Below are 13,012 nucleotides of genomic sequence, written 5' to 3'. Positions count from 1 at the left end.
CCGTCGCCCGGGCCGGGATCAGCCGATGAGCTGCTGGGCGAACACGTGCGGGGTGAAACCGGTGAGGTCGCCGATGCCCTCGCCCTGTCCGACGAGCTTGATGGGCAGACCGGTCTTCTGCTGCACCGATAGGACGAAGCCGCCCTTCGCGGAACCGTCGAGCTTGGTGAGCACCAGGCCGGTCACCCCGGCGTGCTCGATGAACGCCTCCGCCTGCGCGAGCCCGTTCTGCCCGGTCGTCGCGTCCAGCACCAGCAGCACCTCGGCGATGGGCGCCTGCTTCTCGACCACGCGCCGCACCTTCGAGAGCTCGTCCATCAGACCGCCCTTGGTCTGCAGACGACCGGCGGTGTCGATGATCGCGATGTCGAAGTCGTCGTTCTTGGCGCGCTCGACCGTCTGGAACGCGACCGACGCCGGATCCTGCCCCTGCTGCTGCGGACGCACGATGTCGACGCCCGCGCGGTCGGCCCAAGTGGCGAGCTGCTCGACAGCGGCGGCGCGGAACGTGTCTGCCGCGCCGACGACGATCTTCTTGTCGAAGGTCTTGAGGTACCGGGCGAACTTGCCGATGGTGGTGGTCTTGCCGACCCCGTTGACGCCGACCACGAGGATCACCGCGGGGCGTTCCGAGAGGTGGAGCGTCGGGTCGAACGCGGCGAGCCGCTCCTCGATCGATTCGCGCAGCATGCGCCGCAGCTCCTTGACCTCGGTGACCCGGTGCCGATCGACCTGCGCGCGCAGCTCGCCGAGGATCGCCTCGGTGATGTCGGGACCGAAGTCCGCCGAGATGAGTGCGGTCTCGAGATCGTCCCAGGTGTCCTCGGTGATCTGCTCGGCACCGCGGAACATGCTCTGGAAGACGTTCGAGAAGGACCAGGAGCGCTCTGCCATGGCACGAGTCTATCGGCGGCGGACCCGCCGGCGCGTCCCGCGCTCAGGCCCCGCGCAGGCGGGCCAGGCGCTCGATCCCCCACTCGTAGCGCTCGCACCACAGCGCGGCGTGCACCCACGAGTCGGCGAGCACGACCCCGGGGTGTGCGCGCACCGTGCGGATGATCTCGGTGCACTGGGCGATGGTGCGCGCCGCGATGGTCGCGACCATCTCGTAGCGCCCGGTGGTGCGCGCCGCGAACTCGATCGTGGGGATGTCGAGCAGCATCTCCTCGACGGCCTCCTGCGCGCCCTGCTCGCCGACGAGCACGATCCCGATCCCGGCGAGCACCGCGCCCGTCTCGACCCGGCGGCCGCGAACCGCGCCGATGCGCACCATCTGCGCGTCGAGGAGGCGCAGCACGCGCGCGCGGCAGGCCGAGGCTGATCGTCCCGTGTGCCGCGCCAGCTCACCAAACGTCGAGCGCCCGTCGACCTGCAGTCGCGCGAGCAGGGCGATGTCGAAGTCGTCGAACACGATCTCGCCGAGCTCGGGATCCTCACCGAGGCGCAGGCGGCGCAGCACGCGGTCGTAGAGCCCGAACTGCACTTCGACGATCCCGTCGATGGAGCGGATCGCGCGCACCGTGCGTCCGACCTCCTCGTGATCGGGCGCCCAGATCTCGACCACCGCCTGGTACTGGCCGATGGTCTCGGTGAGGAACACCACGCTGCCGTGCTCGAGCAGCTGCTCGAAGACCGGCTGGGTCGGTCCGGCGATCCGGAGCATGAGGTGCACCTGCAGCGGCAGCCCGAGGGCTCGCGGGGGCACCGCCGCGATGATCCGGATCTCGTCGGATTCCAGGAGCTCGTGCACCCGCTGCGCGACGACCGTGCGATGCACCCCGAGCTGCTTGGCCAGGGCCGAGAACGGGGCGCGCCCGTCGAACTGCAGGGCGCGGATGAGGTCCTCGTCGAACGCGTTCATGGTCCGTATTGTGGCAGATCGCTCGCCGTCGATGGCGACAGAAACACCGCCGAAGCCGTGTTTGACGCACCGGTTTCAACCGAAATGGCAGAACAGGCCGACAGATCAGCAATATCGAGTCCCCGAGAGCGTAATTCCGTCTTGCGGCACCGCGGATCGCGATTACGCTCGTACCGAATTCGCTGCCCAGCAAAGGAGCTCGCACGTGTCAGCATCAGCCCCCACAGTCCCCGAGAACACGCACCGTCGTGCGCTGCGGGGCGGCTTCGCCGCCCTCGTCGGCACCTCGATCGAGTGGTACGACTTCTACGTCTACGCCACCGCGGCGGCCATCATCTTCCCGCACGTGTTCTTCCCCGAGGACCTCGATCCCGGGCTCGCCACGCTCGCATCGTTCGGCACCTACGCCGTCGCCTTCTTCATGCGGCCCCTCGGCGGCATCATCTTCGGCCACGTCGGCGACAAGCTGGGCCGCAAGCCCGCGCTCACCATCACCCTCATCCTGATGGGCGTCGCGACCACTCTGGTCGGCGTCCTGCCCGGCTACGCCCAGATCGGCATCTGGGGCCCGATCCTTCTCATCCTGTGCCGCATGGCGCAGGGCCTCGCCGTCGGCGGCGAGTGGGGCGGCGCCAGCCTCATGGCCGTCGAGAGCGCGCCCAGCAAGTGGAAGAACTTCTACGGCGGCTTCACGCAGGTCGGCAACCCCCTCGGCGCGCTCATGGCGACCGGCGCCTTCTGGGCGCTCTCCTCCCTCGGTCAGGACGCGCTCCTGAGCTGGGGCTGGCGCCTGCCGTTCCTCTTCAGCATCGTGCTCATCGCCGTCGGCTTCTGGGTGCGCTTCAAGGTCGAGGAGACCCCGGTCTTCGAGGCGAAGGTCGAGGGCAAGGAGCAGTCCACGCCGCTCCTGTTCGCACTGAAGAACAACTGGTCCCCGATCCTGCTCGGCTTCTGCATCATCGCCATGTCGTCCGGCGGCTACGTGATCGCCACGACCTTCGTGCAGAACTACGCGGACACCCCCGAGATCGGCCTCGACCCGACCATCATCCTGGGCGCCCTCACCATCGCGTCGCTCATCGAGATGCTCGTCACGCTGCCCCTCGCCGCCCTCGGCGACAAGATCGGCCCGAAGGCCGTCATGTACTTCGGCATCCTGGCCTCGTTCGTCGTGATCATCCCGCTCGTGCTCTCGATCCAGTCGAAGAACGTCGCACTCATCTGGATCTTCGTGATCCTGATCCGCGTCACCCTGAGCGGCGCCTGGGCCCCGCTGTCGACGCTCATGGCGCAGATGTTCCGCCCGCAGTCGCGCTACACCTCGATGTCACTCTCGTACGGCATCGGCGCCGCGGTCTGGGGCGGCCTGTCGCCCGCCATCGCGTCGGCGCTGCTCCTCGCCACCGGCGGCAACTTCTGGTCCGTGGTCGCCTTCTTCGGCCTGCTGACCGTCGTCGCCTGGATCGGCGTGCGCTTCGCCCCGCAGCACTCCGACATCGCCCCGGTCACCGGATCCTTCAACGCCCGCACGGACACGACCGCGATCCGCACCGACGGATGACCCGCACCGACGGCTGACCCCGAGCGGGTTCCGCGCGCCGCGCGGAACCTGCTCCCTTCCCCGAACGCACCACCACGAACGCGAGGAAACGCATGGAAACCACCCGCAAGCGCACGACCGGTTGGGTCGTCATGGAGGCCCTCCGGGCCTACGGCATCGACACCGTCTTCGGCATTCCCGGCACGCACAACCTCGAGTTCTACCGCCCGCTCGGAGCGCTCGGGATCCGCCCCGTCACCACCCGGCACGAGCAGGGCGCCGGCTACGGCGCCGACGGCTGGTCGCTGCAGACCGGCAAGCCCGGCGTCGTGATCACGACGAGCGGCCCCGGCCTGCTCAACGCGCTGTCGGCGGCGGGCACCGCCTACTGCGAATCCCGCCCCATGATCCTGCTCTCGCCCGGCCCCGCGATCGGCGCCGAGTTCGCCGACATCGGCACGCTGCACGAGACCAAGGATCAGCTCGGCGCCGCCTCCGCGATCGTCGAGTGGGGCCGCCGCGTGCGCACCGCGGAGGAGGCCGTGCAGGCCGTCCACGACGCCTTCGAGCTCTTCGCGACGACGCGCCCCCGCCCCGTCTACATCGAGGTCCCGCTCGACGTGCTCGAACAGGAGACCGAGCTGTCCGACTCGGCGCTCGCCCCCCGCGAGTTCGCCGCCCCAGCGGCCCCCGACGCGGCGTCCGTGGCCGCCGCCGCCGAACTGCTCGCCGCGGCCCAGTCCCCCGCGATCCTCGCCGGCGGCGGATCCCGCGCCGCCGCCGTGGAGCTGCGCGCCCTCGCCGAGCGCTTCGGCTCCCCCGTCGTGACCACGCTCAACGCCAAGGGCGTGCTCGACGAGTCGCACCCGCTCGCCGCCGGATCCAACCTGCGACTCGCCGCAGGCCGGCGCGTCGCGCAGGACGCGGACGTCCTGCTCGTCGTCGGCTCCAAGCTCGGCGAGGCCGAGCTCTGGGCCCCGAAGCTCAACGCCCGCGGCAGCGTGATCCGCATCGACCTGCTCGAGAGCCAGATCCAGAAGAACCAGCGCACCGACGTCGGCCTCGTGGGCGACGCCTCGGCGGCGCTCACCGCGCTCCTCGAGGCGCTCGGCTCGGGCACGCCCCGCGATGCCGCCGGCGCCGAAGCCCGCGTCGCCGAGACCCTCGCCGCGGTGCGCACCGAATCCGCCGAGCTCTCGGCCGAGAACACCGCGCTCGCCCGGAGCATCGCGGCGGCCCTGCCCGAGAGCGCGATCGTCGCGACCGACTCCTCGCAGATCGCCTACTGGGGCCTGCTGAACACCCTGCGCGTCGCCGAACCGAACTCCACCCCCTACATGGCGACCTACGCGACCCTCGGCTACGGCCTGCCCGCCGCGCTCGGCGCGCGCATCGCGTCGCCGCAGCGGCCCTCCTTCGTCGTCGTCGGCGACGGCGCCCTCATGTTCTCCATGAACGAGTTCATCACCGTCGTCGAGCAGGGCGAGGACGTGACCGTCATCGTCGTCGACAACGGCGGCTACGCGGAGATCAAGCAGAACGAGGTCGACGCTGGCATCGCACCCGTCGCCGTCGACCTCGTGCAGCCCGACTGGGCCGCCGTCGCGACCGCGTTCGGCGGCACCGGCCGCCGCGCCGCGACCGGCGCCGAACTGTCGGAGGCGGTCGCGGCCGCCGTCGCCGCCGGCGGACTCCAGCTGATCCACATCGACCAGGCCGCGTTCGCGGCCGGCCAGGAGGCGTGAGCCATGACCGACGCACCCCGCCCCGTCGCCGTCTACACCGACGTCGACGACACCGACCCCACGCCGGGCATCCGGCTCCTCGAAGAGCACGGTTTCGAGGTGCGCGTGCTCGGCACGCGCGACCCCGAGCGGATCATCGCCGAGGCGCGGGACGCGACCGTGCTGCTGCCCGGCTACGCCGCGATCTCGCGCGAGGTCATCGACGCGCTGCCTAGGCTGCGGCTCATCTCGCTGATGTCGATGGGCTTCGACTACGTCGACATCGACGCAGCGACCGAACGCGGCATCTGGGTCACCAACGTGCCCGGCGCCGCGACCGAAGAGGTCGCGACCCACGCGCTCGCGATCCTCCTGTCGGCCGTGCGCCAGCTCGGCTTCTACCGCGCGTCCGCGACGCCCGAACGCTGGAACGATCGCGCCGCCGAAGCGCCGCCGCGCCTCAGCGAGACGACGCTCGGCATCATCGGCCTCGGCCGCATCGGCCGAGAGCTCGTGCGCCTCGCCGGCCCCCTGTTCGGATCGATCGTCGGATACGACCCCATGCTTCCCGACACCCCCGAGGTGCGCGCCGAACTGGAGCGGCTCGGTGTACGCCGGGCCGACCTCGACGAAGTGCGCGGCGCAGCGGACGTGCTCTCGCTGCACCTACCCCTCACCCCCGAGACCGAGCGGATGGTCGACGCCGAATTCCTCGCGGCGATGCCCGCAGGAGCGGTGCTCGTCAACGTCTCCCGCGGAGCGCTCGTCGACCACGCGGCACTCGCCGCCTCGCTCGATGCCGGACACCTCTCGAGCGCCGCGCTCGACGTGCTCGAGCAGGAACCGCCTACCGCGGACCACCCGATGCTCGGCCGCGACGACGTCGTGCTGACCCCGCACATCGCCTACTTTTCGGCGCGCACCGAGATCGAATACGTGCGGATCCAAGCGCAGAACGCAGTCGCCCTGCACGAGACCGGCGCGCCCGAATCGCCCGTCAACCATCCCGCGGAGCGGCTCGGCTGAGCGGCTCGTCTGAGCTCATCGGCTGAGTGGCTCGGCTGCGCTGGTCGTCAGGGCTGCTCGTGTGAGCGGCTCTTCTGCGCTGCTCGTGCGAGCTGCTCGCCTGAACTGCTGCTCAGAGAGATCACCCGGGCCGGACGAGCCGGCCGCTCGGCCCAGCCCGGCCCGGGGCTCACGACGGCGGGAGCAGGGGGCGCCGCGGCAGCGGCGAGGAATACACGACGCTCGTGGTGACGCTGCCGAGGGTTCCGACCCTCCCGCTGATCTGCTCGAGGTGCTTCATGTTCGTCGCGACGACCTTCATGATGAAGCAGTCGTCTCCGGTGACGTGGTGCGCCTCGACGACCTCCGGGAGCCCGGCGAGCAGGGCATGCAACGGCTCGTAGGTGCTGCTGGGGTAGCGCAGACGCAAATAGGCGAGGATCGCGAACCCCAACCGCTCGGGATCGACCTGAGCGCAGTAGCCGCTGATCACCCCGGCCTCCTCGAGTCGCCGCACGCGCTCGGCGGCGGCGCTGTGACTCATACTGATGCGACGAGCCAGATCGGCGATGCTCAGACGGCCGTTGCTCTGGAGGACGTTCAGGATCGCCGAATCGACCTGATCCGGCTCGAATACACTATTCGCGGCCATGTGCAGATACTGCCACGAAATTGCCGGCAACCCGCACCGAACACCGTGAAGCACGTCTTCAGATCACCGAACGACGCGAATAGCGTTTCAGACATGACGACTCCCCCGCTTTCGCACGAACTCCTCGTATCCCACTTCGCGCAGAAACTCGCGTTCGAAACCGATGCATCCGACGTGCACGCCGACCAGGAACGGGGCACACGGTTCGCGCTGATCGACTCGCGCGGAACCGCGGCGTGGGTGCAGGGCCGCATCTCGGGCGCGATGCACATGCCGACCGCGGAGATCGCCGACCGGGCACCCGCCGAGCTCCCCATCGGCATGCCCATCGTGACCTACTGCTGGGGCCCCGGCTGCAACGGCGCAACCCGCGCCGCCCTCGAATTCGCGCGGCTGGGCTACCAGGTCAGAGAGATGATCGGCGGCTTCGAGTATTGGGCCCGCGAAGGCTATCCCGTCGAGAACGATCACGGCCCGATCGTGCGTGCCAAAGACCCGCTCACCGCGCCGATGGACTCCGTCTCCTGCGCGTGCTGAGGAGGACGAGGCACCGGACGCCGGACGGGCGAGGGGCTTGACTGCAGGAGGAACCACCAGGGCCTGCAGGCCCCCGCAGGCCCCTGCAGGCCCCCGCAGGCAGGCAGGCAGGCAGGCGCGGAGAGTGGCCGTCGCCGTCGGGGACTAACCGAGACCGCCCGGGGACAGCCCGGGACCGCCTCCCCCGAACCGCACCGTCACGCTGCGCGGCGCGGTTCCCCGGGCTCCGAGCGCTGCAGTTCTTCGGCTCGACCCGAGCTCGCAGCGAGGTCGGGCTGAGTCGCACGGCGCATCGCCGAGCGACGATTCCCTTCCGCAGAGCTCGACCCCGAAGCGTCTTCGGGGGATGCTGGCGCAGTGCCGTGAGCTGCCCCTTCGGCCCGCCCCAGCAGCGCAGGAGCCTGCTCCCTGCGCCGACGCCCTAGCCGTGACGTCCACTCGATCTCTCCGTCCGGCCGCTGCACCATTCCGATGCCGGCATGATGCTTCATCATGTGGTGCCGACGGCACAGCACTGAGAGGTTCGCCACCGTGGTCGGTCCGCCGCGGGCCGCGTCGATCGTGTGGTCCTGATCCGCTCGATGCGGGACGATGTTGCACCCGGGAAATCTGCATCGCTGATCCCTCGCACTCAGGAAGCGCCTCATCTCCGCCGACGGACGGTATCGATCGACTCCCAGGACGGCTCCTGTCTGCGGATGGCAGGCGATCCGGTCGAGCCCCGCTGAGAGACCCGCGAGCATCCTCGCAGAGGCGCCGTCGATCGGGCCGTATCCGGCGAGGACCGCTGCGCCGACCAGTCCCGCGGCAGCGACCGGCTCTCTCGCGCTCCCGGATGCCGGGTGCCCAGCGGCGGCGTCTTCCTGAAGCGGGTCGGCGGGTTGCGCGCGCGACGGCAGCAGCGAAAGCACCGGGACGGTCACCTGCACGCGGGCCTTCACCGCGCCCAGCTCGATGGCGCCGCGTTCGTTCGCGGGTGTACCGTTCAGCAGCAGATCGCCCAGCAGGTCGGCGCGGATCTGCCCGAGGAGCCGCCGCTCTTCTGGGTTCTCTTCCCCCTGCACATGGCGGGCCTGCCGGGTGAGCCGATCGAACAGGGCGTGCGCAATCGGCGCGCTGAGGACCGCATGCAATTCGGCGAGACCGTCGTCGAGCTCGGATACCCACACTCGGCGTTCCGCCAGGGCACGTGCGCACCGCCGTTCGAAGCTTCGCTCGGCGTACCGGACTGCGAGCACCTTCGCCTGGCGGCGTGTGCGGTTCGGCGTCTGCTGCTCCGCATACGCGAGCACCGCGGCGGCGTACTCGCCTCTGGCACTCGGATTGACCGCGAGAATCTCCGCATCGATCGCGTGCCCCGCCTCCACGATCGCCGAGGTGTGCGCCAGGGCGATCCGGCCGTCGGCGAGCGCCGCGTGCGCCGCTGGGTACTGTGAGCAGAGGGCGGCCGCGTGCTCGATCAGGCGCTCCGCGGTCCGGTCGGCGATCCCCAGCGCGAAGCCGACCTCCGCCGCGACGGTGCGGTGCGCCATCTCGCCCGCGCCGCCGATGCCGGGCAGCCGTTCCTGCTCGGCCCGGGCGAGGCGATCCGCCTCCGCGAGCAGCTCAGCCTTGCGCGCGTCGAGGGCACGCAGCCGGCCCTCGACCTCTTCCAGTTCGCGCACCACTTCGGACAGCAGCCGGTGCTGCTCGCTGTCCGTCGGGAAGGGAATGCTCATGGGTCAACTCTGGTGCGGACCTCCGACATTTCTGGCCCTGATCCGGCCGTTTCTGTTCCAGAGTTCTGTGCAGATCGTTGTTGAGGAGTCGACAACTCACCGGCCGCACAGGCCAGGCCAGGCCGCACCGGCCAGACCGGCCGCACCGGCCAGGCCGCACCGGCCAGACCGGCCAAACCACCCAGGCCGCTCCCCCGCGGTCAGTCCTCGCGGGCGATGCGCTGGCCGACGACGGCCGAGATGCCGTCCTGCCGCATCGAGACGCCGTAGAGGGCGTCAGCGATCTCCATCGTCCGCTTCTGGTGCGTGATGATGATGAGCTGCGAATTCTCGCGCAGACGCTCGAACACCTGCAGCAGCCGGCCCAGGTTGGCGTCGTCGAGCGCCGCCTCGACCTCGTCGACGATGTAGAACGGGCTCGGTCGGGCCTGGAAGATCGCCATCAGCCACGCGACGGCCGCGAGCGAACGCTCCCCGCCCGAGAGCAGCGATAGCCGCTCGACCTTCTTGCCCGCGGGCTTCACCGTCATCTCGATGCCGGTCGTCAGGAGTTCCTCCGGGTTGCTCAGCACGACCTCGCCCGATCCGCCGGGGAACAGGATCGGGAACACCTCGGCGAACGCGGCCTGCGTGTCGGCGAAGGCGTCGGCGAAGATTCCCTGCATCTTCGCGTCGAGCTCCTCGATGATCTTCAGCAGGTCGGCCCGGGTCTTGGCCAGGTCGGTCAGCTGCTCCGAGAGGAAGCGGTGCCGCTGCTCGAGCGCCGCGAACTCCTCGAGCGCGAGCGGGTTGATCCGGCCGAGCTGGGCCAGCTGCTTCTCGGCCTTCGCGAGTCGGCGCTCCTGCTCGGCGCGCACGAACGGCCGCCCCGCGGGGGCTTCCGCTTCGGCGGTCGCGCGGGGCACGGGCTCCGCCCGCTCACGCTCGCGTTCGCGCTTCTGGCGCAGCTCCGCCTCCAGCTCGCGTTCGAGCGCGGTCATGGGCACGTCCTCGTCAGGATCGTCCTCGGCGTTCGCGTCGTCCCGGTCGCCTGCGGTGCCCCCCGCAGCCCCCGCCCCCGCGGGATCCGGCAGCTCCGGGATCGGCTGGTCCGGCCCGTACTCGGCGATCAGCACGTCCTCGACGAGCCCGAGCTCGGTGCCTGAGCGCTCCAGCAGCGACGACAGCTGGAGCTTCCGTTCGTAGCTCTTCAGTTCGGCTCCGTGCACCCGCTCGGTGAGCGATTGCAGTCGTTGCCGCAGCTCCGACTCCTCGGATCGCAGCAGTGTCAGCTCCTGGCTGTGCCGCGCGCGCTCCTGCTCGGCGGCCTGCTGAGCGAGCCTGGCCTCGGCGAGCGAGCGGTCGCAGGCGTCGATCACGGCGGGCAGCGCCCCGGCGACGCGCTCGGCGCGGGCGACCTGCCGGGCCCGCAGCACGGACCGGCGGGCCGCTTCCGCGGCCGCGCGCTGCTCGGCCGCGTACTGTTCGGCGAGCATGCGCTCCTGCGCGCGCCCGGCGCGGGCGCGCTCGCGCGCGGTCTCGAGGGCGAGCCGCAGTTCCAGTTCGGCGCTGCGGGCCTGCTCGACCTCGGCGAAGGCGCCGTCGCGCGAACTCGCGTCGAGGATGGGGCGGGGTCTCGCCTCGGCGAGTTCGAGCGCGTTCTCGACTTCGGCGACCGCGGCGCCCGCCTCGTGCTCGGATCCTGCGACGGCGGCGAGCGCCTGGCGCGCGCGCTCAGCCTCGGCGGCCCCCGCCTCGGCGCGGGTGGAGAGGCGGTTGCGCTCCTTCGCGGTCTCGGCCAGACGGGCATCGGCGGCGCGCAGCTCGGTATAGGCGAGTTCGGCGTCGCGCTTGGCGCGGGCAGCCCGGTCCCGCAGTTCGGCGAGCTCGACGCTCGCGGAGTCGAGCTCGGTCTGCAGGGCCGTGCGGCGTTCGACGGCCTGGTCGCGGTCGGCTGTCAGCTCGATGCGCGAGGGCGCGAGTCCGGATCCGCCCGCGGTCGTGTACCGGGTGGCGACGTCGCCGGACTCGGTGACGACGGTGGCGCTCTCGGCGGGCCAGTGCTCGGCGAGTTCGAGGGCCGCGGCCGTCGCGGCGACGAGGTCGGGCGCGATGTAGCTGCGGGCGAGCAGGGCGATGACGCCCTCGGGAGCGGACTCGACGGCGTCGAGCGCGCGACTCGCCCCGGTCGGCCGAGGTGCGTCGGTGTCCGGTGCGGGGCGCACGTCCAGTTCCCCCGCGACGACGACGCGCAGGCGTCCGAGGTCGCGCTCGTGGGCTGCGGAGACCGCGGCGCGGGCGGCAGCGGCGTCGCTGGCGAGCACGGCGTCTGCGAAGAGGCCGAGGGCGGCGCCGACCGCCGCTTCGGATCCCTCGCGCACGCGCACGTGGTCGGAGACGCGGCCGAGGATCCCCGCGGGCTGCTGCCCGAGCAGTTCGGCCGACGCGTCCCGCTGGTCGAGGGATCGCGCGAGCGCGCTGATGCGGGCGTCGAGGCCGGCGAGCTCCTGCTCCATGCCGTGCACGCGCTCGCGCGCCTCGTCGCGCCGCTGCTCCGCCGCGGTCCCGGCCTCCTGCGCGGCGCGATAGGCATCATCGAGTCCGCCCTCGGCGGGCTCGGATCCGCCTGACTCGGCCTCGAACTCCGCGAAGCGCTGCGCGGCCTCCTCGGCCCGGGCCTCGGCCTGCTCGACCGCGAGCTCGCGGCGCCGCAGCTCCTGCTCCACCGCGCTGCGCTTCTGCTGCGCCGCGTCGACGCGTCCACGCAGCTGCGACAGCTCCAGATCGTGCTTCGAGACGAGCGCGCTCTGAGCCGCGAGGTGCTCGTCGATCGCGTCGAGGCCGCGCTGGGCTCGGGCCGTTGCGGCGGTCGCGTTCTCCCAGGACGCCTCCGCCTCGGGGATCAGCGATTCGAGGCGGCCTGCCTCGGCGCCGGCCTCCTCCACGCTCGCGCGCGTCAATCTGCCGATCTGCTCGGGATCCTCCGCCTGCGTGGCCAGGAACGTCAGCCGCTGCTGCGCCTGCGCGTAGAGACCGCGCAGGCGCGACTGCGACGATTCGAGGGCGATCGTCACGCGGCGTGCGGCGTCGAGCTCCTCGCTCTGCTGGTCCTGCTCGAGCTTCTGGATCCGCAGCTGCTTCTGCTCGATCTGCTCCTGCAGCACGATCCGCTCCGCATGCCGCTCGGATTCGTCCTTCGCGAGCGCTTCCAGCTCGTTCCGCAGGCGGAACACGTCGTCGGCGAGCAGCCGCGCCTTCGCGTCCCGCACCTCGGCGGCGATGCCCTGCGCCTGGCGGGCCACCTCGGCCTGCCGGCCCAGCGGCTTCAGCTGACGGCGGATCTCTCCGGCGAGATCGTTCAGGCGAGTGAGGTTCGTCTCCATCGCGTCGAGCTTGCGCAGGGTGCGCTCCTTGCGACGGCGGTGCTTCAGGATCCCGGCGGCCTCCTCGATGAAGCCGCGGCGGTCCTCTGGCGTCGCGCGCAGCACCGCGTCGAGCTGCCCCTGGCCGACGATCACGTGCATCTCGCGGCCGAGACCGGAATCGCTCAGCAGCTCCTGCACATCGAGCAGGCGGCAGTTCTCGCCGTTGATCGCGTACTCGCTCGAACCGTTGCGGAACAGGGTGCGGCTGATCGTGACCTCGGAGTATTCGATCGGCAGCGCACCGTCGGAGTTGTCGATGGTGAGCCGCACCTCGGCGCGGCCGAGCGGCCCGCGGGTGGAGGTGCCCGCGAAGATGACGTCCTCCATCTTGCCGCCGCGCAGCGACTTCGCGCCCTGCTCGCCCATGACCCAGGCGAGGGCGTCGACCACGTTCGACTTGCCAGAGCCGTTGGGGCCGACGATCGCGGTGACCCCGGGCTCGAACTGGAAGGTGGTGGGCTGGGCGAACGACTTGAAGCCCTTGAGCGTGAGGCTCTTGAGGTGCATGCGCCCCGTCCTTCCGCTCGTCGCCGCCTGCCGCGCCGCGCAACCCCTCGGGATCGCGCGGACG

The 13,012-nt window shown here is 71.1% G+C and carries 9 protein-coding genes; 4 read left to right on the top strand and 5 right to left on the bottom strand.

All coding sequences use genetic code 11. From position 1 onward, the window contains the following. Positions 1–18: 18 nt before the first annotated feature. Entirely contained in the window at positions 19–894 is an 876-nt protein-coding gene (gene ftsY / locus BMH31_RS04690; protein WP_099724228.1) for a signal recognition particle-docking protein FtsY, read from the bottom strand. Positions 895–937: 43 nt separating this feature from the next. Continuing rightward, positions 938–1,861 carry an Lrp/AsnC family transcriptional regulator gene (locus tag BMH31_RS04685; protein ID WP_099724229.1) on the bottom strand — a complete coding sequence of 308 codons (924 nt, stop codon included), beginning with the start codon at positions 1,859–1,861 and terminating at the stop codon, positions 938–940. 205 nt (positions 1,862–2,066) lie between these two features. Here BMH31_RS04685 and BMH31_RS04680 point away from each other — a divergent pair, with 205 nt between their 5' ends. From BMH31_RS04680 to BMH31_RS04670, 3 genes are all read left to right on the top strand, one after another. Next, entirely contained in the window at positions 2,067–3,422 is a 1,356-nt protein-coding gene (locus BMH31_RS04680) for an MFS transporter (RefSeq protein WP_099724230.1), read from the top strand. A gap of 92 nt (positions 3,423–3,514) precedes the next feature. After that, positions 3,515–5,146, top strand: a complete 1,632-nt coding sequence (locus tag BMH31_RS04675) for a thiamine pyrophosphate-dependent enzyme (protein ID WP_099769556.1) — start codon at positions 3,515–3,517, stop codon at positions 5,144–5,146. 3 nt (positions 5,147–5,149) lie between these two features. After that, positions 5,150–6,151, top strand: a complete 1,002-nt coding sequence (locus BMH31_RS04670) for a C-terminal binding protein (RefSeq protein ID WP_099724232.1) — start codon at positions 5,150–5,152, stop codon at positions 6,149–6,151. Between the two features lie 169 nt (positions 6,152–6,320). Here the strand turns inward: BMH31_RS04670 and BMH31_RS04665 are convergent, their stop codons facing one another. Beyond that, positions 6,321–6,782 carry an Lrp/AsnC family transcriptional regulator gene (locus tag BMH31_RS04665; protein WP_099724233.1) on the bottom strand — a complete coding sequence of 154 codons (462 nt, stop codon included), beginning with the start codon at positions 6,780–6,782 and terminating at the stop codon, positions 6,321–6,323. 93 nt (positions 6,783–6,875) lie between these two features. Between BMH31_RS04665 and BMH31_RS04660 the strand changes: the two genes are divergently transcribed. Further along, positions 6,876–7,319, top strand: coding sequence for a rhodanese-like domain-containing protein (locus BMH31_RS04660; protein ID WP_099724234.1), 444 nt, complete (start codon positions 6,876–6,878; stop codon positions 7,317–7,319). 197 nt (positions 7,320–7,516) lie between these two features. On the opposite strand, the gene BMH31_RS04655 is transcribed toward BMH31_RS04660, so the two are convergent. Then, entirely contained in the window at positions 7,517–9,037 is a 1,521-nt protein-coding gene (locus BMH31_RS04655; RefSeq protein WP_099724235.1) for an HNH endonuclease signature motif containing protein, read from the bottom strand. Positions 9,038–9,237: 200 nt separating this feature from the next. Next, positions 9,238–12,948, bottom strand: coding sequence for an AAA family ATPase (locus BMH31_RS04650; protein WP_099724236.1), 3,711 nt, complete (start codon positions 12,946–12,948; stop codon positions 9,238–9,240). Between the last annotated feature and the right edge of the window lie 64 nt (positions 12,949–13,012).

The sequence above is a fragment of the Leucobacter sp. OLIS6 genome (assembly GCF_002752355.1).
Lineage (GTDB): Bacteria > Actinomycetota > Actinomycetes > Actinomycetales > Microbacteriaceae > Leucobacter.
The sequence above is the reverse complement of the archived record's forward strand: the minus strand, read 5'-3'. Positions and strand labels throughout refer to the sequence as shown.

Coding starts and splice junctions, on each gene's coding strand:
- ftsY (WP_099724228.1), bottom strand. CDS start 894: ATGGCAGAGCGCTCCTGGTCCTTCTCGAACGTCTTCCAGAGCATGTTC.
- BMH31_RS04685 (WP_099724229.1), bottom strand. CDS start 1,861: ATGAACGCGTTCGACGAGGACCTCATCCGCGCCCTGCAGTTCGACGGG.
- BMH31_RS04675 (WP_099769556.1), top strand. CDS start 3,515: ATGGAAACCACCCGCAAGCGCACGACCGGTTGGGTCGTCATGGAGGCC.
- BMH31_RS04670 (WP_099724232.1), top strand. CDS start 5,150: ATGACCGACGCACCCCGCCCCGTCGCCGTCTACACCGACGTCGACGAC.
- BMH31_RS04665 (WP_099724233.1), bottom strand. CDS start 6,782: ATGGCCGCGAATAGTGTATTCGAGCCGGATCAGGTCGATTCGGCGATC.
- BMH31_RS04660 (WP_099724234.1), top strand. CDS start 6,876: ATGACGACTCCCCCGCTTTCGCACGAACTCCTCGTATCCCACTTCGCG.
- BMH31_RS04655 (WP_099724235.1), bottom strand. CDS start 9,037: ATGAGCATTCCCTTCCCGACGGACAGCGAGCAGCACCGGCTGCTGTCC.
- BMH31_RS04650 (WP_099724236.1), bottom strand. CDS start 12,948: ATGCACCTCAAGAGCCTCACGCTCAAGGGCTTCAAGTCGTTCGCCCAG.